The following is a 23,219-nucleotide window of genomic DNA, read 5'->3' on the forward strand; positions in this document are numbered from 1 at the left end:
CCCGTAGGGCGCATAACGCCTACGGCGTTATCCGCCGAATCGCGGACAGAGTCCGCTCCTACGGTTCCAGGAAGCACGGTCGTAGGAGCGGACTCCGTCCGCGATTGGCCCCCGGCCGCGCCAGTCGTCAGGCATCGGTGCCCGGGTCAACGGCTTTTCCGGCGGGGTGTTATGCACCCTGCATTTTCGTAGGAGCGAGCTTGCTCGCGAACGCTCTTCCCCGACGTTGACCCGCGCCACCACCGATGAACGGCCGGAAAATCGCCGTGCGCGTCGAATAACGCCCCGCGCTGGGGTGTTCACTCCTGGCCACCTTCGTGATTGCCAGGAGATTGCCGAAATGACCCCGCGCCCCGCCTTCCGCCTACCACTGCTGCTGTTGCTGGCTTGCCTGGGTGCCGCGCTTTCCGGCGGCCCGCTGCGTGCCGATGGTGGTGGTGGCGGCGACGATGACGACAGGTCCCAGGCCGCGCCCGACTGCCCGGCCGGCCAGGTCCGCGACCGCGCCGAGGAACGCTGCGTCGAGCAGACCAGCGCCAGCCTGGGCGACGCCGACCGCACCGCCTACGCCTACCGCCTGGCCAAGGCCGGGCGCTACCAGGAGGCCCTGGCGCTGCTGGACACCCTGCGCCGGCCCGACACCGCCGAGGCCCTCAACTACCGCGGCTATGCCACGCGCAAGCTGGGTCGCGTGGACGAAGGCATCGGCTACTATCTGCAATCAGTACGCCTCGATCCGAAGTACGCCAAGGTACGCGAGTACCTGGGCGAGGCCTACGTGACCCAGGGGCGCCTGGACCTGGCCCGCGAGCAGTTGCGCAGCATCCAGGGGCTCTGCGGCACGGGGTGCGAGGAATACCGCGACCTGGCCCGGGCGATAGCCGGGGCCGCGCCCCTATGAACGAGCCTAGCCAGACGCTGCGGCCGCTGGCATGGGAGCACCCGCGGACCCCGGTCGTCGTGCCCGAGCGTCATCCACCCGGCCCGCCGTCGCGGCGGCCGCGCAGCCCAGCGGAGGCGACCATCGCACAACCTGCGGATATTCGCGCCGAGATCGGCCAGTACCTGGCGCGCCTGTGGCGCTACGCCATGGTCCTGGCGCACCAGCCCCACGTCGCCGACGACCTGGTGCAGGCCACCTGCGTGAGGGCGCTGGAGCGCGCCGCCCAGTTCAGCGCCGGCAGCCGCCTGGACCGCTGGCTGTTCACCATCCTGCGTTCGATCTGGCTCAACGAGGTGCGCGCGCGGCGGGTGCGCAGTGGCCACGGGGTGGTGGATGCGGAGAGCGAACTGGTGTTCGACGGCGAGCGCCAGGCCCAGGCCGAGGTGCTCGCCAGCCAGGTGCTGCGGTACGTGGCGGCGCTGCCGGAAGCGCAGCGCGAGACGCTGTTCCTGGCCTATGTCGAGGGGCTCAGCTACCGCGAGGTGGCGGACATCCTCGGGGTGCCGGTGGGCACGGTGATGAGCCGCCTGGCGGCGGCACGCTTGAAACTGGCGGAAGCCGCGGTGCCGGACGCGGAACCGGCCAGGGGAGGACGGCGATGAACGAACATGGCACAGGCCCGCGGGTTTCCGACGAGACTCTGGTCGCCTTCATCGACGGCGAGCTGGACGCCGAACAGGCCCGCGAAGTCGAGGCGCGGATAGCCGCCGACGCCGAGCTGGCCCAGCGTTTCGACAGCCTCTGCTGCGGTGGCCAGGGCCTGGCCGAGGCCTTCGACGCGCTGCTGGAGCGCGCCCCGCTGGAGCGCCTGGGCGCCGGCCTGGCCAGCCTGCCGCTGGCGCAGCCACGGGCGCCGCGCCGCCGTGGCCTGGCGCTGGCCGCGGCGGCCTGTCTGGTGCTGGGCATGGCCCTGGACCGCCTGCTGCTCGGCGGCCTGCCGCTGCACCACGAGGAAGACTTCAATTGGCGCCAGCGGGTGGCCGACTACATGTCGCTGTACACCGTGCAGACCCTCGACCACCTGCCCGGCGACCAGGCCATCCACCAGGCCCAGCTGGCCACGGTGGGCGAGCGCCTGGGCCTGGCGCTGCCGGCGCCGGACCTGGCCCTGGAGGGCGCCCAGCTGCGCCGCGCGCAGATACTGGAGTACGACGGCATCCCCATCGCCCAGCTCACCTACCTGGACGAGCGCTACGGCCCCATGGCGCTGTGCATCACCCGCAGCGACGGCCGCGCCGTCGCGCCGCAGCAGGAGCGCCGCGAAGGCATGAACCTGGTGTACTGGCAGGACTCCGGCCACGCCTACCTGCTGATCGGCCACAACCCGCCGGAGGCCCTGCAGTCCATGGCCGCTGGCCTGCGCCAGCGCCTGGGGGGTGGGGTGTGAAAGCCTGGCTGGCGGGGCTGCTGCTGGTCGCCACCGCGCTGCAGGCGGCGCCCCAGGAACACTGGCGCCTGGCCCGTGACGAGGACGGCATCCGCGTCTACCTGACCGCGGTGCCCGGCTCGCGCTACCAGAGCTACCGCGGCGTGGCGGACATGCGCGCCGACGTGGGCACGCTGGCCGACCTGCAGGAGAACCTGCGGGTGGCCTGCAAGTGGCTGTACGCCTGCGCCGAACTGCGCTTGCTGAAGGCCAGCGGCGACGACGTGTGGCTGTACATGCGCACCCAGCTGCCCTGGCCGGTGCAGCCGCGCGACATGGTGCTGCAGGTGACCACCCGGCGCACCGCCGACGGCGGCCTGCTGCGGGACATCCGCGCGCTGCCGGACTACCTGCCGGCCGTGCCGGGGCAGATCCGCGTGCGCCAGTTGAGCGGCATCTGGAGCCTGGCGCCGCTGGGCGACGGACGCACCCGGGTGACCTACCAGATGCGCGCGGAACCCGGCGGCAGCGTACCGTCCTGGCTGGCCGACAGCTTCGTCGTCGACGCGCCGCTGGATACCCTGCGCACCCTCCGCGCCGTGGCCGAACGGCAGGCGCCGCGGCAGCCCTAGGTGGGCGGTGGTGAATAACGCGACGGATGATCGCGGACGGAGTCCGCTCCTACGCCATGCCCCAACACCGTGCCCCTGTAGGAGCGCGCCCTGCGCGCGAATCGCGGGCAGGGCCCGCTCCTACAGTTCCAGGAAGCACCGTCGTAGGAGCGGACCTTGTCCGCGATAGCCGGAGGTTCCGGCGCGATTCGCGGATGAGATCCGCGCCTATGTGTTGCCCCAACACCGTGCCCCTGTAGGAGCGCGCCCTGCGCGCGAATCGCGGGCAGGGCCCGCTCCTACAGTTCCAGGGAAGCACGGTCGTAGGAGCGGACTCCGTCCACGATTGGCATCGGCCACGCCGGACGCCCCGGTGGCACGGACACCCGCGCGAACGCAAAAAAAGACCGGCCCGCAGGCCGGTCGAGGGTGACACCGGAGTTGGCGACGATCAGGCGCGCTTGAGCACCAGGGTGAGGATGTCGTAGCTGGCCACCAGCTCGCCGAGCTGGTTGGTGACTTCCACGTCCCAGGCCACTACGCCTTGTGGCTCGCCCTTGGGGCTCTTCTTGCCCTGGTCGATCTTGCGCTTGCAGGTCAGGCGGGCCTGGATGGTGTCGCCGATGCCCACCGGGTTGATGAAGCGCAGGGTGTCCAGGCCGTAGTTGGCCAGCACCGGGCCGACGCCGGGGGAGACGAACAGGCCGGCGGCCGCCGAGAGCACGAAGTAGCCGTGGGCGATGCGCTTGCCGAACTGCGAGTCCTTGGCCGCCAGTTCGTCGAAGTGCATGTAGAAGTGGTCGCCCGACAGGCAGCCGAAGTTGACCAGGTCGGCCTCGGTGACGGTGCGGCGGTGGGTCAGCAGCGACTCGCCGATCTTCAGCTCGTCGAAGTAGCGGCGGAACGGGTGCACTTCGGTCTCGTAGACCTTGGCGCCGCGCACGTATTCGCCGGTGACCGCCATCAGCATGGTCGGCGAGCCCTGTACCGCGGTGCGTTGCAGGTAGTGCTTGACCGCGCGCAGGCCGCCCAGCTCTTCGCCGCCGCCGGCGCGGCCGGGGCCGCCGTGCTTGAGCACCGGCAGCGGCGAGCCGTGGCCGGTGGACTCGGCCGCGGATTCGCGGTCGAGGATGTGCAGGCGGCCGTGCAGGGCGCCCATGGCCGGCACCACCTTGGCGGCGACCTGCGGGTCGCGGGTGATCAGGCTGGCCACCAGGCTGCCCTTGCCGCGGGCGGCCAGGGCGATGGCTTCGTCGAGGTCGTCGTAGGCCATCAGGGTGCTGACCGGGCCGAAGGCCTCGATGTCGTGGGCGCCGCCCTCGGCGTGCGGGTCGCGGCTGCGCAGCAGGGTCGGGGCGAAGAAGGCGCCTTCGCTGACGCCTTCGCCGCGCGGGGCGAAGCCATCTTTCGAACCAAATAGAAGCTCGCTGGATTTCAGCAGGGCTTCCACGCGCTCGGCGACGTCGGCCTGCTGGGCGTGGGAGGCCAGGGCACCCATCTTCACGCCTTCCACCGCCGGGTCGCCGACCACCACCTTGGCGAGGCGATCACGCAGGCGCTCGGCCACCGCTTCGATGTGCCTGGCGGGGACGATGGCGCGGCGGATGGCGGTGCATTTCTGCCCGGCCTTGACGGTCATCTCGCGGGCGACTTCCTTGACGAAGAGGTCGAATTCCTCGTCGTCCGGGGTCACGTCCGGGGCCAGGATGGCGCAGTTCAGCGAGTCGGCCTCGGCGTTGAACGGCACCGAGTTGCGGATCAGGTTGGGGTTCACCCGCAGCTTGGCGGCGGTGTCGGCCGAGCCGGTGAAGGTGACTATGTCCTGGCCCTGCAGGCGGTCGAGCAGGTCGCCGGTGCCGCCGATGATCAGCTGCAGGCTGCCGGCCGGCAGCAGGCCGGATTCGTGCATCAGGCGCACGGCGGCTTCGGTCACGTAGCTGGTGGCGGTAGCCGGCTTGACGATGCAGGGCATGCCTGCCAGGAAGCTCGGCGCGAATTTCTCCAGCATGCCCCAGATCGGGAAGTTGAAGGCGTTGATGTGCACGGCGATGCCGCCGCGCGGCACCAGGATGTGGCTGCCGGCGAATTTGCCGGTCTTGCCCAGTTGCATGGCCGGGCCTTCGTGGACCACGTTGCCGGAGGGCAGCTCGCGGCCGCCGACGCCGGCGTAGGCGAACAGGGTGCCGGCGCCGCCCTCGATGTCGATCCAGCTGTCGGCGCGGGTGGCGCCGGTGTGCCGGGAAATCTCGTAGAGCTGCTCCTTGCGCTCGGTCAGGTACAGGGCCAGGGCCTTGAGGCGCTGGGCGCGCTGCTGGAAGTCCATGGCCATGAGTTCGGCCAGGCCCTGCTGGCGGGCGTGGGCCACGGCTTCGGCGAAGTCCAGGGCCTCTTCGTGGGTGCGCGCGACCAACTGGCCGTCGAGGGCGCTACGCAGCGCCTGGGCGCCATGCTGGCCGATCCAGCGGCCGCCGATGAAACTCTGCAGGGTGGGCTCTTGGGCCATCACTCTATCCTCCAAAAGGTACGCAAGGGTTCCGGCCGGGGCCGGTGACCGCCGCGCCGGGTGGGCCGCGGCGGCGCGTTGGAACGGTGGCGGTACGAAGCCGCCGGATAGGGACGCCGGGGGCCTTGTGGGCCCGGGGCGGTTGAATCTTTGCCTGTGTAGGAGCGAGCTTGCTCGCGAACCCACCCAGCGCCGGCCCTGCCGGCGAATCGCGGACAAGGTCCGCTCCTACGAGAGCCGTGCCTCCCCTGTAGGAGCGGACCTTGTCCGCGATCGATGTCTCCGCGCGCAACGAAACAGCGGCAGAGTGCGGTTCGCGAGCAAGCTCGCTCCTACGAAGAGCGGGTCAGAGCTGGTCGAAGTCGAGGACTACCTTGTCGGTCAGGGGGAAGCTCTGGCAGCTCAGCACGTAGCCGGCCGCCACCTCGTAGTCCTCCAGGGCGAAGTTGCTGTCCATCTCCACCTCGCCTTCGATCACCTTGCACTTGCAGGTGGAGCACACGCCGGCCTTGCACGAGTAGGGCAGTTCGGCGCCCTGGGCGTTGCCGGCGTCGAGCACGCTGACGCTGTTGCGCGCCAGCTCGAAGGACAGCTCGCGGCCGTCGCTGATCACCGTGACCTGGCTCTTGCCGCTGTCGGTCGCGGCGGCGGCCTGGCGGGCCTCGCGCCTGCTTTCGCTGCCGGCGGCGGCGAACAGTTCGAAGTGGATGCGCTCGGCCGGCATGCCGTTGGCCCTGAGCTGGTCGCGCACGGTCTCGGTCATCGCCTGCGGGCCGCAGATGAAGGCGGCGTCGAGGTGCTTCACGTCCAGCCAGCGGCTGAACAGCTGGCCGCACTTGTCGGCGTCGATGCGGCCGTTGTACAGGTCCACGTCCTGCTGCTCGCGGCTGAACACGAAGATCAGGTTGAGGCGCTGCAGGTAGTGGTTCTTCAGGTCTTCCAGCTGTTCGCGGAACATCGCAGCGTTGCTGGAGCGGTTGCCGTAGAGCACGGTGACGCGGCTGTGCGGCTCGGCTTCCAGGGTGGTCTTGACGATCGACAGGATCGGCGTGATGCCGCTGCCGGCGGCCACCGCCAGGTAGTTGCCTTGGCGCGCCGCATCCAGCGGCACGTTGAAGTGGCCGGCCGGGGGCATCACTTCCAGGCTGGCGCCGGCCTTCAGCGCTTCGTTGGCGTAGGCCGAGAAACGCCCGCCGGGCACGCGCTTGATGGCCACGCGCAGCTCGCCGTCGTTGACGCCGCTGCAGATGGAGTAGGAGCGGCGCACTTCCTCGCCGTCCAGCTGGGCGCGCACCACCAGGTGCTGGCCCTGCTCGAAGCGGAAGCTGTCCTGCAGGTCCCGGGGGACGTCGAAGGCGATGGACACGGCGTCGCGGGTCTCCGGACGCACTTCCTTGATTTTCAGGCTGTGGAACTTGCTCATTGTTCTTCTCCGGCGGCGGCGCCGCTCAGATGCACTTGAAGTAGTCGAAGGGCTCGCGGCAGTCGACGCAGCGGTACAGCGCCTTGCAGGCGGTGGAGCCGAACTGGCTGAGCTGCTCGGTGTGCAGGCTGCCGCACTGCGGGCAGCGCACTTCCGGCGTCTCGCCGAGCAGGCTGCGCTTGCTGGTGCTGCCGGCCGGCGGGGCGATGCCGTACTCGCGCAGCGCCTGGCGCCCGGCGTCGCTGATCCAGTCGGTGGTCCAGGCCGGGTCCAGGCGCCGTTCCAGAAGCGGCGCGGCGAAGCCGGCATGCTCCAGGGCGTGCTGGATGTCCTGCTCGATGACCTCGGTGGCCGGGCAGCCGGAGTAGGTGGGGGTGACCACCACGTGCAGGTGCCCGTCCTGCCAGTCCAGGCCGCGGACGATGCCCAGGTCGACCACGCTGACCACCGGCACTTCCGGGTCCATCACCTGGCCCAGCACGCGCCAGGCCTGGCCGAGGTCGTCGGCGGAGCCCGGGCGCGCGCCGCGGTCGCTGGCGATCAGCTCACCAGGTCGCATCGGGGTAGGCCCGCTGGAGGAACTGCATCTCGGCCAGGAGGATGCCCAGGTGCTCGCTGTGCAGGCCGCGGCGGCCGCTGAGGTAGAAGTTCACCGCCGGTTCCGGCAGCGGCAGGGTGGCGCTGGCGAAGATGTCGGCGACCTTGGCGCGCCAGGCGGCGGCCAGCTCTTCCGGGTTGGGCGCCACGCCCTCGGCGAACAGGCGCTGTTCCACCTCATCCGCGTTAGTCATCTCGACGGTGAAGCGCCAGACCTGCGGAATCGCCGCCAGCATGCGCGCGTGGCTTTCCTCGGTGCCGTCGCCCAGGCGCTCGACCCACTCGCCGGAGCGGCGCAGGTGGTAGGTGACTTCCTTCAGCGCCTTGGCGGCGATGGCGGCGATGCGCGCGTCGCTGGAGTCGCTCAGCTGGCGCAGCACGTGGAAGTGCCAGGCGTCGTAGAGGAACTGCTTGGTCATGGTCACGGCGAAGTCGCCGTTGGGCTGCTCGACCAGCAGCAGGTTGCGGAAGGCGCGCTCGTCGCGGCGGAAGGCCAACTGGTCGGCGTCGCGGCCGTCGTCCAGCAGTTCCACTGCGTACTCGTACCAGTTGCGCGCCTGGCCGACCAGGTCGAGGCCGACGTTCATCAGCGCCAGCTCTTCTTCCAGGGCCGGGGCGCGGCCGCACCATTCGCACAGGCGCTGGCCCTGGATCAGGGCGCTGTCGGCGAGGCGCAGCAGGTATTCGATCTTGTCGTTATGCGGGTTCATGCACGCGATCTCACATGTGGCCGACTTCGGGCGGCAGCTCGTAGAAGCTGGCGTGGCGGTAGACCTTGTCCTGCGCCGGGTCGAACAGCGGGTCCTTCTCGTCGGGGGAGGAGGCGGTGATCAGCGCCGAGGGCACCACCCAGAGGCTCACGCCTTCGTTGCGGCGGGTGTAGAGCTCGCGGGCGTTCTCGATGGCCATCGCGGCATCGGCGGCATGCACGCTGCCGACATGCTTGTGGTTCAGGCCGTGCTTGCTGCGCACGAAGACTTCGAAAAGGGTCCATTCAGCCATGGCGGTTATCTCCTCGCGGCTCAGGCGGCGTCGCGTTTCTGTTGTTTTTTCCGGGCATGGGCGACCGCGGCTTCGCGGACCCAGGCGCCACTCTCGATGGCGTTGCGGCGGGTGGCGATGCGCTCGGCGTTGCACGGGCCATTGCCCTTGAGCACTTCGTAGAACTCTTCCCACTGGATTTCGCCGAAGTCGTAGTGGCCGCGCGCGTCGTTCCACTTCAGGTGCGGGTCGGGGGCGGTGCAGCCGAGCAGTTCCAGTTGCGGCACGGTCTGGTCGATGAAGCGCTGGCGCAGCTCGTCGTTGCTCTGCCGCTTGATCTTCCAGGCCATGGACTGGGCGCTGTTGGGGGAGTGCTCGTCGCTGGGGCCGAACATCATCAGCGCCGGCCACCAGAGGCGGTTGATGGCGTCCTGGACCATGTCCTTCTGCGCCTGGGTGCCGTGGCGCATCATGGTCAGGAGGATTTCGTAGCCCTGGCGCTGGTGGAAGCTTTCTTCCTTGCAGATACGGATCATCGCGCGGGAGTAGGGGCCGTAGGAGGTGCGCTGCAGCACCACCTGGTTGACGATGGCGGCGCCGTCCACCAGCCAGCCCACCGCGCCCATGTCGGCCCAGTTCAGCGTCGGGTAGTTGAAGATGCTGGAGTACTTGGCGCGGCCCGAGTGCAGCTTGGCGACTTCCTCGTCACGGTCGGCGCCGAGGGTTTCCATGGCGCTGTACAGGTACAGGCCGTGGCCGGCCTCGTCCTGGATCTTCGCCATCAGTTGCAGCTTGCGCTTGAGGGTCGGTGCGCGGGTCACCCAGTTGCCCTCCGGCAGCATGCCGACGATCTCCGAGTGGGCGTGCTGGGAAATCTGGCGGATCAGGGTCTGGCGGTAGGCGTCGGGCATCCAGTTCTTCGCCTCGATCTTGATCTCGGCGTCGATCTTCTCCTGGAAGGCGCGTTCCTCGGGGGACATTTCCTCGAGCGACTTGACGCGCTTGACGCCAGTCTCGACCAGTTGTGCGTACATGCTGTGTCTCCAGCCTTTGTTCTGTTGTGGGGGAGGCCTTGGCCATGGCGCTATTTTTAAATGATACAGAAACCAATGTCTAACACTAAATAGTGTGTCGAATGTGTTTTTTGTATCGCTTTGGGAGTAGGCGCGGGGAGGGGAGCGATCGTCGATGGGCGGTTTGGGATGGATGAGCGTAGGAATATGCCGCTATCTGGCTGGAAAATTGGGGTTTCGTGGCGTTATTGGTCGTCTGAGAGGCCGGGGCTTCCCAGTGTGTCGGCGCAATGCTGGAGTGACGAGCGGAGGCTGGTAAAGCGATACGTAAAATATGGAGCGTTCTGTATTGAATGTTTCCGATGGCGCCCGCCGGGGCGGGCGCCGCTGTCGGTTCAGGCGTCGACTATCACCTGGAAGCCGCCGAAGATCATGCGCTGGCCGTCGAAGGGCATGGACTGGAAGTTGTCCTTCAGGCGTGGGTCCTCCATGACCTTCTTCATCCCGGCGTCACGTACCTCGCGGGACGGCCAGGTGATCCAGGAGAACACCACGGCCTCGTTGTCCTTGCGTTTCACCGCCATGGGGAAGGAAGTCACCTTGCCTTCGGGGACGTCGTCGCCCCAGCACTCGACCACGCTGAGCGCGCCATACTCCTTGAAGACCACCGCCGCCTTGCGGGCCAGCTCGGTGTAGGCCTCGCGGTTGGCGGTGGGGACGGGGACGATAAAGCCGTCGATGTAGTTCATGGTGGGGCTCCCTTTGCTGTCTGAGGGGAGGTGGGTCTCCCGTGGGGTCGATTGATAGTCGTTCAGGGTGGGGGAGGATCGACGGGGGTGGGGAGAGAGGTGATGAGTGGTCGGGGAGTGAACTGGATGTTTTTGGTGTTTGATGGGAGTTGGGTTCCCTCTCCCCAGCCCTCTCCCTGAAGGGAGAGGGGGCCGTTCGGCGTGGATGGGAAGTCATGCGTCAGCCGGAGGCTACAGGAGTACTCGGATGCCTCAACAGGCAGAGGACAGTCCCCTCTCCCTTCAGGGAGAGGGTTAGGGAGAGGGGACGGAGGTCAGCTTGATGAAAAAGTTGAACCTGGCCACTCAATGCCGACTGGCCACCGCCGCCCCAATTCCCGTCATCGAGCGGATGAACTGCCCCAGGTAGCGCCCGCGCTCCGCCTCCGCCCGCGCCGAGCGGTCGCTCACGGAGAACCCCCAGGCGGCGAGGAAGGCCGCGCTCATGGAGAACAGCGCCGGGTTGCTGTAGGGGAACACCGCCTCGGCGTTGCCCAGCACCGCCACCCACACCGGCGGGCCGAGCACCAGCAGGGCGATGGCGCTGCACAGCCCGGCCAGGCTGCCGGCCACGGCGCCGCGGGTGGTCAGGCCCTTCCAGAACATCGAGAGGAACAGCACCGGGAAGTTCACCGAGGCGGCGATGGCCAGCACCAGGCCGGAAAGGAAGGCGATGTTCTGCGACTCGAAGAGTACGCCGAGGATCACCGCCAGCACGCCGATGCCCAGGGTGGCCAGGCGCGACACGCGCATTTCCTCGGCCTCGCTGGCCTGGCCCTTGCGCAGCACGCAGGCGTAGAGGTCGTGGGACACCGCCGAGGCGGCGGACAGCGCCAGGCCTGCGACCACCGCGAGGATGGTGGCGAAGGTCACCGCGCAGATGAAGCCGAGGAACAGGTTGCCGCCCACCGCCTGGGCCAGGTGCACGGCGACCATGTTGCCGCCGCCGATCAGGGCGCCCTCGGCGGTGCGGAAGGCCGGGTCGTTGCCGACCATGACGATGGCGCCGAAGCCCACGGCGATCAGCAGCAGGTAGAAGTAGCCGATGAAGCCGGTGGCGTAGAACACGCTCTTGCGCGCCTCGCGGGCGTCGCTGACGGTGAAGAAGCGCATCAGGATGTGCGGCAGGCCGGCGGTGCCGAACATCATGCCCAGGGCCAGGGAGATGGCGTCCACCGGGTTCGCCAGCAGGCCGCCGGGGGCCATGATGGCCATGCCCTTGGCGTGCACCTGGGTGGCGGCGGCGAACATCGCCTCGCTGCTGAAGCCGAAATGGCGCAGCACCATGAAGGCCATGAAGCTGGTGCCCGAGAGCAGCAGCACGGCCTTGATGATCTGCACCCAGGTGGTGGCCAGCATGCCGCCGAAGGTCACGTAGCAGACCATCAGCGCGCCCACCACCAGTACCGCCTGCAGGTAGCTCAGGCCGAACAGCAGTTCGATCAGCTTGCCGGCGCCGACCATCTGCGCCACCAGGTACAGCAGCGCCACGATCAGCGTGCCGAAGGCGGCGGTGATGCGGATCGGCGCCTGTTCCAGGCGATAGGAGACCACGTCGGCGAAGGTGTACTTGCCCAGGTTGCGCAGGCGCTCGGCGATCAGGAACAGGATGATCGGCCAGCCGGCGAGCACGCCCAGGGCGTAGAGCAGGCCGTCGTAGCCGCTGGCGAACATCATCGCCGAGATGCCCAGGAAGGAGGCCGCGGAGATCATGTCGCCGGCGATCGCCAGGCCGTTCTGCATGCCGCTCAGGCCGCCGCCGGCGGTGTAGAAGTCGGCCGCCGAGCGGGTGCGCAGGGCGGCCCAGCGGGTGATGACCAGGGTGGACAGGACGAACGCCAGGAACAGGCCGATGGCGTGCCAGTTCAGCGGCCGTTCGGCGCCGGCGGCCAGGGCCGGTTCGGCCAGCGTCACGCCGGCGAGCAGGAGCAGCGCCTTCATGCCTGGGCCTCCTGCTTGAGCCTGTCGTTCAGCGGGTCCAGCACCTTGTTGGTCCGGTGCACGTAGAGGCCGGTGAGCAGCACCGAGAGCAGGATCAGGCCGACGCCGGCCAGCATGCCCACGCTGGTCACCCCGCCGGTGAGCGGGCGGCCCAGCAGGCCGGGGGCGAAGGCCACCAGCAGGACGAAGCCGTAGTAGGCCAGCAGCAGGGTGGCGGTGAGGGTCCAGGTGAGGCGTTGCTTGCGGCGGACGAGAAGGAGGAAGTCCGGGTGTTCCCGGAGCCGTTCCAGGGGCAGGGTCATGGCGCGCTCTCTGTTGTTGTGAGGTTGTCGAGGCGTTTGTGTGATACGTAAATTCTAATTAAATAGAAAATTACGTGTCACGAATGGATTGTCCCCCAGGGCGCGCGGACTGGGGAGGGTGGAGCGGCGGGAGTTCGTGACGGGATGTTGCAGGAGGCTGCGCTTTTCGTGGGAGCGAGGGGGGGACGCCTAGTTCTTGCTCGCGAACCTGGGCCGCTTAAGAGCGTTCGCGAGCAAGCTCGCTCCTACAGGGTGTGGCGTCGTGTGCAAACGAAAAACCCCGCCGCAGCGGGGTTTTCGTGGAACGGGCGATCAGCCCTGGTTGCGCTTGTCGAACACGTGGCAGGCCTTGCCTTCGGAGCGCTTGAGGCTGTGGAAGGGCTGGATCAGGATGCGCGCGCTGATGCCGATGTGCGTCTTGACCTGCTTGCTCAGCTCGTTGGCCACCTGCTTCTGCTGCTCGGCGTCGAGCTGCAGGTCGTGCTTGAGCTCCACGTGCACGTCCATGCTGTCCATATTGCCATTGCGATACAGGTGTATCTCGTAGACTTCGGCGAGCTGTTTCACTTTCAGCACCTGCTCCTCGATCTGCGTGGGGAACACGTTCACCCCGCGGATGATCAGCATGTCGTCGCTGCGCCCGGTGATCTTGTCGATGCGCCGCATCGGCCGCGCGGTGCCCGGCAGCAGGCGGGTCAGGTCGCGGGTGCGGTAGCGGATCATCGGCAGCGCTTCCTTGGACAGCGAGGTGAACACCAGCTCGCCGTATTCGCCGTCGGGCAGCACTTGCCCGGTGGCCGGGTCGATGATCTCCGGGTAGAAGTGGTCTTCCCAGACGGTCGGGCCGTCCTTGGTCTCGGCGCATTCCATGGCCACGCCCGGGCCCATGATCTCGGACAGCCCGTAGATGTCCAGGGCGGTGATGCCCAGGCGCTCTTCCACGGCGCGGCGCAGCTCGGCGGTCCAGGGCTCGGCGCCGAAGATGCCCAGGCGCAGCCGCAGGCTGTGCGGGTCGATGCCCTGGCGCTCGATCTCGTCGGCCAGGTTGAGCATGTAGGACGGGGTGACCATGATGATGTCCGGCTGGAAGTCGCGGATCAGCTGGACCTGCTTCTCGGTCTGGCCGCCGGACATCGGGATCACGGTGCAGCCCAGGCGTTCGGCGCCGTAGTGGGCGCCCAGGCCGCCGGTGAACAGGCCATAGCCGTAGGACACGTGGACCTTGTCGCCCTTGCGCCCGCCGGCGGCACGGATCGAGCGCGCCACCACGTTGGCCCAGGTGTCGATGTCGTTCTGCGTGTAGCCGACCACGGTGGGCTTGCCCGTGGTGCCGCTGGAGGCGTGCAGGCGCACGATCTCGCTCTGGGGCACGGCGAACATGCCGTAGGGGTAGTTGTCGCGAAGGTCGTTCTTGCCGGTGAAGGGGAACTTCGCCAGGTCGTCGAGGGTTTTCAGGTCGTCGGGGTGCACGCCGGCCTCGTCGAAGCGCTTGCGGTACAGCGGGACGTTCTCGTAGGCGTGCTTCAGGCTCCAGCGCAGGCGCTGCAGCTGGTGCTGGCGCAGTTCATCGACGCTGGCGGTCTCCAGCGGGTCGAGCAGGGCACGTTCGGCATCATGGTACATATTCATGGTTTCACTCGATTTGTTCTTGTACGCCAGCCCGCGTGCGGGCTGCGAGTGTCATGGGGGCAGCATACCGCCCCCGCCGGTTCCGGTCTTTGTGGCCTTGGCCAGAATCTTTGTTCTGCCTGCCCGGCTCAGCCGCCGAGCCGTTCGATGACCATGGCGATGCCCTGGCCGACGCCGATGCACATGGTGCACAGGGCGTAGCGGCCGCCGCGTTCCTCCAGCTCGTGCAGGGCGGTGGTGACCAGGCGCGCGCCGCTCATGCCCAGCGGGTGGCCCAGGGCGATGGCGCCGCCGTTGGGGTTGACCCGCGCGTCGTCGTCGGCCAGGCCCAGCTCGCGCAGCACGGCCAGGCCCTGGGCGGCGAAGGCCTCGTTGAGTTCGATCACGTCCATGTCGTTCAGCGACAGGCCGGTCAGCTCCAGCACCTTGCGCGTCGCCGGCACCGGGCCGATGCCCATGATCCGCGGCTCGACGCCGGCCACCGCCATGCCGACCACCCGGCCGCGGGCCTTCAGGCCGTGGCGCTGGGCGGCGGCGGGGCTGGCCAGGAGCAGGGCGCAGGCGCCGTCGTTGACCCCCGAGGCGTTGCCGGCGGTGACGCTGCCGCCTTCGCGGAAGGGAGTGCCGAGCCTGGCCAGCTGCTCCAGGGTGGTGTCGCCGCGCGGGTGCTCGTCGTGCTCGACCACCCTGGCCGGGCCTTTGCGCTGCGGGATCTCCACCGGGACGATCTCCTTCGCCAGGCGGCCGCGGGCCTGGGCGGCGGCGGCCTTGTGCTGGCTGCGCAGGGCGAAGGCGTCCTGGTCGGCCCGGGAGATGTTGAATTGCTCGGCGACGTTCTCCGCGGTTTCCGGCATGGAGTCGATGCCGAACTGCGCCTTCATCAGCTTGTTGACGAAGCGCCAGCCAATGGTGGTGTCGAAGATTTCCGCGGTCCGGCCGAAGGCCTGCTCGGCCTTGCCCATCACGAAGGGCGCGCGGGACATGGACTCGACGCCGCCGGCGAGCATCAGCCCGGCCTCGCCGCAGCGCAGGGCGCGGGCGGCGTTGCCGATGGCGTCCAGGCCCGAGCCGCACAGGCGGTTGATCGTCGTGCCGGGCACGCTGGTCGGCAGGCCGGCCAGCAGCGAGGCCATGTGCGCGACGTTGCGGTTGTCTTCGCCGGCCTGGTTGGCGCAGCCGAGGATGACGTCGTCGATGGCGCTCCAGTCCAGTTCCGGGTGGCGCTGCACCAGGGCCCGCAGCGGGATGGCGGCGAGGTCGTCGGCGCGCACCGCGGAAAGGGCGCCGGCGTAGCGGCCGATGGGCGTGCGCAGCGCGTCGATGATCAGGGCGTCGCTGGGAATGGCGTTAGTCATTCGGGGTCTCCTGCGCCAGCACGGTGCCGCGCACTTTGTAGGATTTGCCGTGGAACAGGGCGACCAGCGCTCCATGCTGGTTCACCACCCGTACGTCGTAGTTGCCGGTGCGGCCGCTGCGGCTCTGCTCGATAGCGCTGGCGGTCAGCTCGTCGCCCAGGCGCGCCGGGGCCACGTAGTCGATGCTGCAGCCGATGGCCACGGTGGCCTCGTCGTAGCTGTTGCAGGCGAAGGCGAAGGCCGAGTCGGCCAGGGCGAAGAGGAAGCCGCCGTGGCAGGTGCCGTGGCCCTGGATCATGTCCTCGCGCACCGGCATGCGCAGCTGCGCGCTGCCGGGGCCGGCGTCGAGCAGGACGATGCCCAGGCGCTGGGTGGCCTGGTCGCGGCTGAACATGGCGTCGGCGCAGGCGCGGGCCAGTTGTTCGGGGCTGCGTTCAGTCATGCAGGCGGCTCCCTTCGGCGTGCTTGCGGCGCAGCAGCAGGGAGGGGCGGTAGCGCTCCTCGCCGTAGCTGCGCTGCAGGTTGTCCAGGGTGCGCAGCAGGTAGCCGGTGCCGATGGCCTCGGCCCAGGCCAGCGGGCCGCGCGGGTAGTTGACGCCGGCGCGCATGGCCAGGTCGATGTCGGCCGCCGAGCCCACGCCCTGCAGCACCGCGTCCGCCGCTTCGTTGGCGAGCATGGCCACGGTGCGCAGCACGGCCAGGCCCGGCAGGTCGGCCAGGGCGGTGACCTTGAGGCCGGCGCGGCGCAGCAGGGCCACGGCCTGGTCGCGGGCTTCGCCGGTGGTGTCGGCGGACCAGCCGATGGCGATGCGCGAGGCCTTGGCGTAGTCCAGGGCCAGGTCGAACAGCACCAGGTTGCGCAGGCCGTCCTCCCGGGCGCGCTGGCTGGCCAGGCGGCCGTCGGAGAGGGCCAGCACGGCGTCGCCGACGCGCAGCAGGCCGCTGCCGGCGCGCTCGATCACGTCCACTCCGGCGTCCTTCAAGCGCTGCACCAGTGGCTGGGCCACGCCCAGGTCGCCTTCGACGACGCAACTGCCGACTTCGGCGGCGCTGTCCAGTTCCGCCGCCTGCGGGCGCTCGGCGCCTTCGGCGTAGTCGTAGAAGCCGCGGCCGGTCTTGCGGCCCAGGCGGCCGGCGTCCACCAGTTCCTTCTGGATCAGCGAGGGCTGGAAGCGGAAGTCGCCGTAGTAGGCGGCGAACACCGAGCAGGTCACCGCGTAGTTGACGTCGTGGCCGATCAGGTCGGTCAGTTCGAAGGCGCCCATGCGGAAGCCGCCGGCGTCGCGCAGCAGGGCGTCGAGGCTGGCGCAGTCGGCGGCGCCTTCCTGCAGCAGGCGCAGGCTCTCGGCATAGAAGGGGCGGGCCACGCGGTTGACGATGAAGCCCGGGGTGGAGCGGGCGTACACCGGCTGCTTGCCCCAGTGCTTCGCGGTGGCGTGCAGGGCCTTGGCCAGTTCCGGGCAGGTGGCCAGGCCCGAGACGATTTCCACCAGGGCCATCAGCGGCGCCGGGTTGAAGAAGTGCATGCCGATCACCCGCCCGGGGTGCTTGAGGCCGGCGGCCAGGCTGGTGATGGACAGCGAGGAGGTGTTGCTGGCCAGGATGCAGTCGGCCGCGCACAGCGCTTCCAGCTGGCCCAGCAGGCTGCGCTTGACCTCAAGGTTCTCGACGGTGGCCTCGATCACCAGTCGCGAATCGGCCAGGGCCTCGATGGCTTCCACCGGCTGCAGGCGCGCGATAGTGGCGCTGTGCTGCTCGGCGCCGAGCTTGCCTTTCTCCACCAGGCGGCCGAGCTGGCGGTCGATGCTGTCGATGGCCTGGGCGGCGGCGCCGGGGCGGTTGTCGTAGAGCTTCACCGGGTGGCCGGCCTGGGCCGCCACCTGGGCGATGCCGGCGCCCATGGCGCCGGCGCCGATCACCGCGACCTGCGCGTTGCTATCCAGTGCGTGCATGTCAGCGGCCCTTGAAGCTGGGGGTGCGTTTTTCCATGAAGGCGCCGACGCCTTCGCGGTAGTCCTCGCTGCGCCCGGCCAGGCGCTGCAGGTCGCGCTCCAGCTCCAGCTGCTCGTCGAAGCTGTTGTTCAGGCTGGCGTTGAGGCTGCGTTTGATCAGGGCCAGGCCGTAGGTCGGCTGGGTGGCCAGGTGGCGGGCCAGCTTGAGGGCTTCCTCGCGCAGGGCGGCGTCGTCCACCACGCGGTAGATCAGGCCCCATTGCTCGGCCTGTTCCGCGCTCAGGCGCTCGCCCAGCAGGGCCAGGGCCTTGGCGCGGGCCAGGCCGACCAGCCGCGGCAGCGTCCAGGTGCCGCCGGAGTCGGGGATCAGGCCGATCTTGCAGAAGGCCTGGATGAAGCTGGCCGAGCGCGCCGCCAGGACCAGGTCGCAGGCCAGCGGGATGTTGGCCCCGGCGCCGGCGGCCACGCCGTTGACCGCGCAGATCACCGGCAGCGGCAGGTCGCGCAGGGCGCGGATCAGCGGGTTGTAGAACTTCTCGATGGACTCGCCCAGGTCGGGCATCTCGGCGCCCGGGGCGACGTTGCGGTCGGACAGGTCCTGGCCGGCGCAGAAGCCGCGGCCTTCGCCGGTCAGCAGCAGCACGCGGGCTTCCTCGCTCTGGCGCACCAACTTGAGCGCCTCGCGCACCTCGCCGTGCATCGTGGCGTTGAAGCTGTTCAGCTGCTCCGGGCGGTTCAGGCTGAGGAGGGCGACGCCGTCCTCGATGGAAAACAGGATGTGCTCGAAGGTCATGGGCGGGCTCGCTCCATCAATCGGTCTATATAAAGAAGGGGCTCAGCGGCCGAGGAAGCGGGCCGGGCGTTTTTCCTGGAAGGCGCGGATGCCTTCCTCGCGGTCGGCGGTGCCGGCCAGCAGGGTGAAGGCGTGGCGCTCGAAGCGCAGGCCGCTGGCCAGGTCCGTGTCCTGGGCCTTGAGCAGCGCTTCCTTGGCCATGCGCACCGCCAGCGGCGCCTTGCGCGCGATGACGCGGGCGACCTGCAGGGCGCGCTCGACGGTGAGTTCGGGCTGGGTGACTTCGCTGACCAGGCCGGCGCGCAGGGCGTGGCGGGCGTCTATGGCCTCGCCGGTGAGGACCATCTGCATGGCCAGGGACTTGCCCACCGCGCGCAGCAGGCGCTGGGTGCCGCCGGCGCCGGGGATGATGCCGAGGTTGATTTCCGGCTGGCCGAAGCGGGCGTCTTCGCCGGCGATGAGGATGTCGGCGTGCATCGCCAGTTCGCAGCCGCCGCCCAGGGCGAAGCCGTTGACCGCGGCGACCAGCGGCTTGGCGAAGGCGGTGATGCGCTGCCAGTGGGCCACGCGCGGGTCATCGAGGATGCCGACCAGGTCGCGCTCGGCCATTTCCTTGATGTCGGCGCCGGCGGCGAAGGCCTTGCGGCTGCCGGTGAGGACCACCGCGCGGGTCTCGGCGTCGCGTTCGGCGGCGTCCAGTTCCGCCGCCAGTTCGCCCAGCAGTTCGGTGTTCAGGGCGTTGAGCGCCTCGGGGCGCTGCAGGGTGATCAGGCGGACGCCGTCCTCCGGCGCCTGTACGGCGAGGGTACGAGGCATGTAAAGCTCCTCAGGCTGCACGCACGGCCGGGGGCCGGCTTATTGGAATTGTTCTGCGGTTCGCCGCGCCCGGGGCGTGGAGGGAACCTGGCTTGCCCCCAGTATATGCCTAAAGTGATACAAGACAACAAGTATAAAATTGATTTGTGTGTCTTATGATTTGCTGCCCATGCCAGGCGCGGAGCTTGTCAGGCGGCCTCGAGGCCCGTGGAAACTATGGTCCAGGGCCGTACCTCCCTGGAGGGTGGCGGGGTGCCGATCGTCGTTGCGGGAAGTGATACAGCATTGAGTGCATTGACGATGGGATTTGTTGTGATACAAGATTTTCCAGACAACGAATCACGACGGGTCCTTTCCCGTCCCGCCTTGCCGGCGCCCCTGGCGCCGCCGTGCTCAAGGAGTCGCCTCGATGCCGTCCGCCCCCTGCGCCTGCGCGCTGGAATCCCTCGCCGAAGCCGGATGCCCTCCCGGGGTGCAGCGCCCCCTTCGCCTGCCCGAAGAGGAGGCCTGAGATGCCCTGCTACAGCCTCGAAGGCCTGACCCCGGTGGTCGACCCGACCGCCTACGTGCATCCCACGGCGGTGCTGATCGGCGACGTCATCGTCGGCCCCGGCTGCTACGTCGGGCCGCTGGCGGCGCTGCGCGGCGACTTCGGGCGGATCATCCTGGAGGAGGGCGCCAACCTGCAGGACACCTGCGTCATGCACGGCTTCCCGGACAGCGACACCGTGGTCGAGCGCAACGGCCATATCGGCCATGGCGCCGTGCTGCACGGCTGCCGCATCGGCGCCGACGCGCTGGTGGGCATGAACGCCGTGGTGATGGACAAGGCGCACATCGGCGAGCGCTGCATCGTCGCCGCCACCGCCTTCGTCAAGGCCGGATTCGAGTGCCCGGCGCAGAGCCTGGTGATGGGTTCGCCGGCCACGGTCAGGCGCGAGCTGAGCGAGCAGGAGATCGCCTGGAAGCAGCGCGGCACCGCCGAATACCAGCAACTGAGCAGGCGCTGCCTGGCCAGCCTGGTGGAATGCCAGCCGCTGGCGGCGGTGGAGGCGGGGCGCCCGCGCCTGGGCGATTCCGGGTTCCGCCCGAAGGGGCAGGGCGCATGAGCCTCGTAGGGGTTCGCCCCAATGGCCAGGCGGCCCGGCGGGCAGGTATAGTCGGCGCTTTATCCGCGCCCGACCGAGCCATGAGCAGTCTCGCCCCGCTGAACCAACTGATCACCCGCTTCCAGGAACAGACGCCGATCCGCGCCAGTTCGCTGATCATCACCCTCTACGGCGACGCCATCGAACCCCATGGCGGCACCGTCTGGCTGGGCAGCCTGATCGGCCTGCTGGAGCCCATGGGGATCAACGAGCGGCTGATCCGCACCTCGATCTTCCGCCTGACCAAGGAAGGCTGGCTGACCGCCGAGAAGGTCGGCCGGCGCAGCTACTACAGCCTCACCGGCACCGGCCGGCGGCGTTTCGAGAAGGCCTTCAAGCGCGTCTACAGCCCCGGCTTGCCGGCCTGGGACGGCGCCTGGACGCTGGTGCTGCTGTCGCAACTGGCGGCGGACAAGCGCAAGCAGGTGCGCGAGGAGCTGGAATGGCAGGGCTTCGGCGCCATCGCCCCGAGCGTGCTGGCCTGCCCGCGCTGCGACCGCGCCGACCTCACCGCGACCCTGCTGGACCTGGATGCGCTGGACGACAGCATCGTCTTCGAGACCCACGCCCAGGAGGTGCTGGCCTCCAAGGCCATGCGCCTGCAGGTGCGCGAGAGCTGGAAGATCGACGAGCTGGGCCGCCACTACAGCGAATTCATCCGCCTGTTCCGCCCGTTGTGGCAGGCGCTGCGCGAGCAGGGCGAGCCGGATGCCCAGGACTGTTTCCTGGCGCGCACCCTGTTGATCCACGAATATCGCAAATTGCTACTGCGCGACCCGCAGCTGCCGGACGAACTGCTCCCCGGCGACTGGGAAGGGCGCGCGGCGCGGCAGCTGTGCCGCAACCTCTACCGCCTGGTGTACGCCAGGGCCGAGGTGTGGCTGAACAGCGCCCTGGAGACCGCCGACGGTCCCTTGCCGGATGCCGGCGAGAGCTTCTACCGGCGCTTCGGGGGGCTGGCCTGAGCCGGGTTGGCTCGAAACATGCTTCACAAGCGCCGGACCGAGGCGGCGCTGCGGGACCGCCGGCCCAGGGCCGGACCATGACGGGCGCCGGCCTGAGCGTCCGCTGATAACAACAATGCGTGCATGAGGCTTTAGGTCATGAACCCTTCATCGATTTCCAGGGATGAGGCTTTCGAGGCATGGCTGGGCCAGGTCAACCGGGCCTGCGGGCGTTTCGACGCGCGCACCCTGGGGCCGGCCTTCCATGGGAAGCTGAGGGAGTACCAGGGCGGTGCCATCAAGCTCAGCGTCGTCGACATGGCCCAGGTGCGCCTGTACCGGACCAGCAAGGAGATCAGCTCCAGCGGCAACGGCCACTTCTTCGCGGTATTCCAGCTCGAAGGGCGCGCGCACATGGAGCAGAACGGCAACCGCGTCCAGCTGGGGCGCGGCGACATCACCCTGATCGACGCCAACCGCCCCTGCGACATGAACTACGAGGCCGATTCGCGGCAGCTGTCGCTGATCCTCCCGCGCCAGGTGCTGGAGCGCGGCCTGCGCTTCTCCGGCATCGACTGCGCGCGGCGCATCCCGGCCACCTCGCCGGTGGCGGTGCTGGCCAACACGCTGATCCTCGAAACCACCCGCCAGGACGGCCTGGGCATGCAGGAGAGCGAGGCCACCCTCGACGCCCTGGTCAGCCTGCTGCGCCCGGCCCTGGCCTGCGCGGAGGCCGACGGCGACAGCCACGAAAGGCTGTTCCGCAAGTCAGTGGCCTTCATCGACGAGCACATCGGCGCCGAGGAACTCTGCCCGGAACTGATCGCCCGCGAAGTGGGCGTGTCGGTGCGTGGCCTGTACCGCATGTTCGCCAAGAAGGGCCTGGTGGTGGCGCAGTACATCAAGAACCGCCGCCTGGACTTCTGCGCCGAGTCCCTGCGCAACGCGGCCGGCGAGCAGAAGCTCTCGGCGCTGGGGTACGCCTGGGGGTTCTCGGACTCCAGCTACTTCTCCACGGCGTTCAAGTCGCGCTTCGGGGTTTCGCCGGGGGAGTATCGGAAGCGGTATGTGCATTAGGGGCGGCTGCAAGCGGCAGGCTGCAGGCTGCAAGCGAGAGCGGCAAGAGCCCCTCTCCCCAACCCTCTCCCGCAAGCGGGAGAGGGGGCTTGTCCGTGCCGAGAGGGGGCCTGGCTCCAGACGGCAATCCCTGTGCTAGCCGGCTAACTCCAAAACAGCCAAACACTCCGAACGGTCCCCTCTCCCTTCAGGGAGAGGGTTAGGGGGAGGGCGCTCTCAAACCCCATGCCGGTGCCCAACGGCGGCGGCGGATAACGCCGTAGGCGTTATGCGCCCTACGCCAAGCCCTCCCATGACGTAGGGCGAATAACCGTTCGCGGTTATCCGCCGTTGGCCGTGCCTCCGGGGCGTCCGGCGTGGCCGATGCCAATCGCGGACGGAGTCCGCTCCTACGACCGTGCCGCCCCGGCACGATCCGCTCTTGCCGCTCTTGCCGCTCTTGCCGCTCTTGCCGCTCTTAGCGCTCTTGCTTGCAGCTTGCAGCCTGCCGCTTGCAGCCGCCTTATTGGCACCCCCACCAACACAACTGGCACACAGAAAAACACCCGCACTCCCGCCCCTGGCGACAATCGTCCTCGACCGACCGTGCATAGACGCGGCCGATAAGAATCGATCAAGAGTGCCCCTGCATGCTTTTCACCGTGAAAACCCGAATCAAGACCGGCCTCTGCGGCCTGCTGCTGGCCGCAGGCTTCGCGCAGTCCGGCCTGGCCCTGGCCGATGACCTGGCCGCCAGGGGCCAGGCCGTGTTCGAGCGCGACTGCTCGGTTTGCCACACCGCCAATGCCGGCGGCGCCAACATCATGGGCCCCAACCTGCATGGGGTGATCGGCCGCAACGCCGGCTCCCTGGCCGGCTTCAGCTATTCCCAGGCGATGAAGGACAAGGGCGCGGCCTGGAGCCGCGAGAGCCTCGAAGCCTTCGTCACCCAGCCCCAGGACGCCGTGCCGGGCACCTACATGCCTTACCAGGGCCTGGCCGACGCCGACGAGCGCAAGGCCCTGAGCCTGTGGCTCAGCCAGCAGCACTGACCTTTC

At 68.9% G+C, this 23,219-nt stretch carries 23 protein-coding genes; 8 read left to right on the forward strand and 15 right to left on the reverse strand.

Going from position 1 to position 23,219, the window contains the following annotated elements; translation table 11 throughout:
• Positions 1–340 precede the first annotated feature (340 nt).
• The 4 genes from VV867_RS24955 (at position 341) to VV867_RS24970 (ending at position 2,941) form a co-directional block, all read left to right on the forward strand.
• Entirely contained in the window at positions 341–901 is a 561-nt protein-coding gene (locus VV867_RS24955) for a tetratricopeptide repeat protein (protein ID WP_328567839.1), read from the forward strand.
• Between the two features lie 152 nt (positions 902–1,053).
• Complete coding sequence (locus VV867_RS24960; RefSeq protein WP_256596020.1) at positions 1,054–1,545, forward strand: RNA polymerase sigma factor; 492 nt, start codon at positions 1,054–1,056, stop codon at positions 1,543–1,545.
• Positions 1,542–2,330 (forward strand): anti-sigma factor family protein, encoded by a 789-nt coding sequence (locus tag VV867_RS24965; protein WP_328567840.1) that lies wholly within the window; start codon positions 1,542–1,544, stop codon positions 2,328–2,330. Before VV867_RS24960 ends, VV867_RS24965 begins: the two co-directional genes overlap by 4 nt.
• A complete protein-coding gene (locus VV867_RS24970; protein WP_328567841.1) occupies positions 2,327–2,941 on the forward strand; it encodes an START domain-containing protein in 615 nt (204 codons plus the stop codon). Before VV867_RS24965 ends, VV867_RS24970 begins: the two co-directional genes overlap by 4 nt.
• A gap of 430 nt (positions 2,942–3,371) precedes the next feature.
• On the opposite strand, the gene paaZ is transcribed toward VV867_RS24970, so the two are convergent.
• The 15 genes from paaZ to paaF all read right to left on the reverse strand — a co-directional run bounded on the left by paaZ (position 3,372) and on the right by paaF (position 19,013).
• Positions 3,372–5,423 (reverse strand): phenylacetic acid degradation bifunctional protein PaaZ, encoded by a 2,052-nt coding sequence (paaZ, locus tag VV867_RS24975; protein WP_328567842.1) that lies wholly within the window; start codon positions 5,421–5,423, stop codon positions 3,372–3,374.
• A 346-nt stretch (positions 5,424–5,769) separates the two neighbouring features.
• Entirely contained in the window at positions 5,770–6,846 is a 1,077-nt protein-coding gene (gene paaE / locus VV867_RS24980) for a 1,2-phenylacetyl-CoA epoxidase subunit PaaE (protein ID WP_328567843.1), read from the reverse strand.
• Between the two features lie 25 nt (positions 6,847–6,871).
• Entirely contained in the window at positions 6,872–7,405 is a 534-nt protein-coding gene (paaD, locus tag VV867_RS24985; protein WP_109937254.1) for a 1,2-phenylacetyl-CoA epoxidase subunit PaaD, read from the reverse strand.
• On the reverse strand, positions 7,392–8,153 hold the full coding sequence (gene paaC, locus VV867_RS24990) for a 1,2-phenylacetyl-CoA epoxidase subunit PaaC (RefSeq protein WP_328567844.1): 762 nt from the start codon (positions 8,151–8,153) through the stop codon (positions 7,392–7,394). The genes paaD and paaC overlap by 14 nt, the downstream gene beginning before the upstream one ends.
• Positions 8,154–8,163: 10 nt before the next feature.
• Positions 8,164–8,445 carry a 1,2-phenylacetyl-CoA epoxidase subunit PaaB gene (gene paaB / locus VV867_RS24995; protein ID WP_009622486.1) on the reverse strand — a complete coding sequence of 94 codons (282 nt, stop codon included), beginning with the start codon at positions 8,443–8,445 and terminating at the stop codon, positions 8,164–8,166.
• Between the two features lie 20 nt (positions 8,446–8,465).
• Complete coding sequence (paaA, locus tag VV867_RS25000) at positions 8,466–9,458, reverse strand: 1,2-phenylacetyl-CoA epoxidase subunit PaaA (protein ID WP_328567845.1); 993 nt, start codon at positions 9,456–9,458, stop codon at positions 8,466–8,468.
• 374 nt (positions 9,459–9,832) lie between these two features.
• A complete protein-coding gene (locus VV867_RS25005; RefSeq protein WP_328567846.1) occupies positions 9,833–10,186 on the reverse strand; it encodes a DUF1428 domain-containing protein in 354 nt (117 codons plus the stop codon).
• 345 nt (positions 10,187–10,531) lie between these two features.
• Positions 10,532–12,166, reverse strand: a complete 1,635-nt coding sequence (locus tag VV867_RS25010) for a cation acetate symporter (protein WP_328567847.1) — start codon at positions 12,164–12,166, stop codon at positions 10,532–10,534.
• Positions 12,163–12,468, reverse strand: coding sequence for a DUF485 domain-containing protein (locus VV867_RS25015; protein WP_275626713.1), 306 nt, complete (start codon positions 12,466–12,468; stop codon positions 12,163–12,165). The genes VV867_RS25010 and VV867_RS25015 overlap by 4 nt, the downstream gene beginning before the upstream one ends.
• Positions 12,469–12,780: 312 nt before the next feature.
• Positions 12,781–14,097 (reverse strand): phenylacetate--CoA ligase PaaK, encoded by a 1,317-nt coding sequence (gene paaK, locus VV867_RS25020; protein WP_109933804.1) that lies wholly within the window; start codon positions 14,095–14,097, stop codon positions 12,781–12,783.
• Positions 14,098–14,225: 128 nt separating this feature from the next.
• Entirely contained in the window at positions 14,226–15,452 is a 1,227-nt protein-coding gene (pcaF, locus tag VV867_RS25025) for a 3-oxoadipyl-CoA thiolase (protein ID WP_109933805.1), read from the reverse strand.
• A complete protein-coding gene (gene paaI / locus VV867_RS25030) occupies positions 15,445–15,894 on the reverse strand; it encodes a hydroxyphenylacetyl-CoA thioesterase PaaI (RefSeq protein ID WP_328567848.1) in 450 nt (149 codons plus the stop codon). Before paaI ends, pcaF begins: the two co-directional genes overlap by 8 nt.
• Positions 15,887–17,404, reverse strand: a complete 1,518-nt coding sequence (paaH, locus tag VV867_RS25035) for a 3-hydroxyacyl-CoA dehydrogenase PaaH (RefSeq protein WP_328567849.1) — start codon at positions 17,402–17,404, stop codon at positions 15,887–15,889. Before paaH ends, paaI begins: the two co-directional genes overlap by 8 nt.
• Before the next feature lies 1 nt (position 17,405).
• Positions 17,406–18,197 (reverse strand): 2-(1,2-epoxy-1,2-dihydrophenyl)acetyl-CoA isomerase PaaG, encoded by a 792-nt coding sequence (paaG, locus tag VV867_RS25040; RefSeq protein WP_089394729.1) that lies wholly within the window; start codon positions 18,195–18,197, stop codon positions 17,406–17,408.
• A gap of 42 nt (positions 18,198–18,239) precedes the next feature.
• A complete protein-coding gene (gene paaF, locus VV867_RS25045) occupies positions 18,240–19,013 on the reverse strand; it encodes a 2,3-dehydroadipyl-CoA hydratase PaaF (protein WP_089394728.1) in 774 nt (257 codons plus the stop codon).
• A gap of 512 nt (positions 19,014–19,525) precedes the next feature.
• On the opposite strand from paaF, the gene paaY reads away from it, so the two are divergent.
• The 4 genes from paaY to VV867_RS25065 all read left to right on the forward strand — a co-directional run bounded on the left by paaY (position 19,526) and on the right by VV867_RS25065 (position 23,213).
• The gene (gene paaY, locus VV867_RS25050; RefSeq protein ID WP_328567850.1) at positions 19,526–20,122 is read left to right on the forward strand and encodes a phenylacetic acid degradation protein PaaY; all 597 of its coding nucleotides are present in this window, start codon (positions 19,526–19,528) and stop codon (positions 20,120–20,122) included.
• 80 nt (positions 20,123–20,202) lie between these two features.
• Positions 20,203–21,126, forward strand: coding sequence for a phenylacetic acid degradation operon negative regulatory protein PaaX (gene paaX, locus VV867_RS25055; RefSeq protein WP_089394726.1), 924 nt, complete (start codon positions 20,203–20,205; stop codon positions 21,124–21,126).
• Positions 21,127–21,264: 138 nt separating this feature from the next.
• A complete protein-coding gene (gene feaR, locus VV867_RS25060; protein ID WP_109933810.1) occupies positions 21,265–22,182 on the forward strand; it encodes a transcriptional regulator FeaR in 918 nt (305 codons plus the stop codon).
• Between the two features lie 629 nt (positions 22,183–22,811).
• Positions 22,812–23,213 carry a c-type cytochrome gene (locus tag VV867_RS25065; protein WP_328567851.1) on the forward strand — a complete coding sequence of 134 codons (402 nt, stop codon included), beginning with the start codon at positions 22,812–22,814 and terminating at the stop codon, positions 23,211–23,213.
• Positions 23,214–23,219 lie beyond the last annotated feature (6 nt).

The organism is Pseudomonas sp. JH-2 (assembly GCF_036231725.1).
Lineage (GTDB): Bacteria > Pseudomonadota > Gammaproteobacteria > Pseudomonadales > Pseudomonadaceae > Pseudomonas > Pseudomonas delhiensis.

Coding starts and splice junctions, on each gene's coding strand:
- VV867_RS24955 (WP_328567839.1), top strand. CDS start 341: ATGACCCCGCGCCCCGCCTTCCGCCTACCACTGCTGCTGTTGCTGGCT.
- VV867_RS24965 (WP_328567840.1), top strand. CDS start 1,542: ATGAACGAACATGGCACAGGCCCGCGGGTTTCCGACGAGACTCTGGTC.
- paaZ (WP_328567842.1), bottom strand. CDS start 5,423: ATGGCCCAAGAGCCCACCCTGCAGAGTTTCATCGGCGGCCGCTGGATC.
- paaE (WP_328567843.1), bottom strand. CDS start 6,846: ATGAGCAAGTTCCACAGCCTGAAAATCAAGGAAGTGCGTCCGGAGACC.
- paaD (WP_109937254.1), bottom strand. CDS start 7,405: ATGCGACCTGGTGAGCTGATCGCCAGCGACCGCGGCGCGCGCCCGGGC.
- paaC (WP_328567844.1), bottom strand. CDS start 8,153: ATGAACCCGCATAACGACAAGATCGAATACCTGCTGCGCCTCGCCGAC.
- paaB (WP_009622486.1), bottom strand. CDS start 8,445: ATGGCTGAATGGACCCTTTTCGAAGTCTTCGTGCGCAGCAAGCACGGC.
- paaA (WP_328567845.1), bottom strand. CDS start 9,458: ATGTACGCACAACTGGTCGAGACTGGCGTCAAGCGCGTCAAGTCGCTC.
- VV867_RS25005 (WP_328567846.1), bottom strand. CDS start 10,186: ATGAACTACATCGACGGCTTTATCGTCCCCGTCCCCACCGCCAACCGC.
- VV867_RS25010 (WP_328567847.1), bottom strand. CDS start 12,166: ATGAAGGCGCTGCTCCTGCTCGCCGGCGTGACGCTGGCCGAACCGGCC.
- VV867_RS25015 (WP_275626713.1), bottom strand. CDS start 12,468: ATGACCCTGCCCCTGGAACGGCTCCGGGAACACCCGGACTTCCTCCTT.
- paaK (WP_109933804.1), bottom strand. CDS start 14,097: ATGAATATGTACCATGATGCCGAACGTGCCCTGCTCGACCCGCTGGAG.
- pcaF (WP_109933805.1), bottom strand. CDS start 15,452: ATGACTAACGCCATTCCCAGCGACGCCCTGATCATCGACGCGCTGCGC.
- paaI (WP_328567848.1), bottom strand. CDS start 15,894: ATGACTGAACGCAGCCCCGAACAACTGGCCCGCGCCTGCGCCGACGCC.
- paaH (WP_328567849.1), bottom strand. CDS start 17,404: ATGCACGCACTGGATAGCAACGCGCAGGTCGCGGTGATCGGCGCCGGC.
- paaG (WP_089394729.1), bottom strand. CDS start 18,197: ATGACCTTCGAGCACATCCTGTTTTCCATCGAGGACGGCGTCGCCCTC.
- paaF (WP_089394728.1), bottom strand. CDS start 19,013: ATGCCTCGTACCCTCGCCGTACAGGCGCCGGAGGACGGCGTCCGCCTG.
- paaY (WP_328567850.1), top strand. CDS start 19,526: ATGCCCTGCTACAGCCTCGAAGGCCTGACCCCGGTGGTCGACCCGACC.
- paaX (WP_089394726.1), top strand. CDS start 20,203: ATGAGCAGTCTCGCCCCGCTGAACCAACTGATCACCCGCTTCCAGGAA.
- feaR (WP_109933810.1), top strand. CDS start 21,265: ATGAACCCTTCATCGATTTCCAGGGATGAGGCTTTCGAGGCATGGCTG.
- VV867_RS25065 (WP_328567851.1), top strand. CDS start 22,812: ATGCTTTTCACCGTGAAAACCCGAATCAAGACCGGCCTCTGCGGCCTG.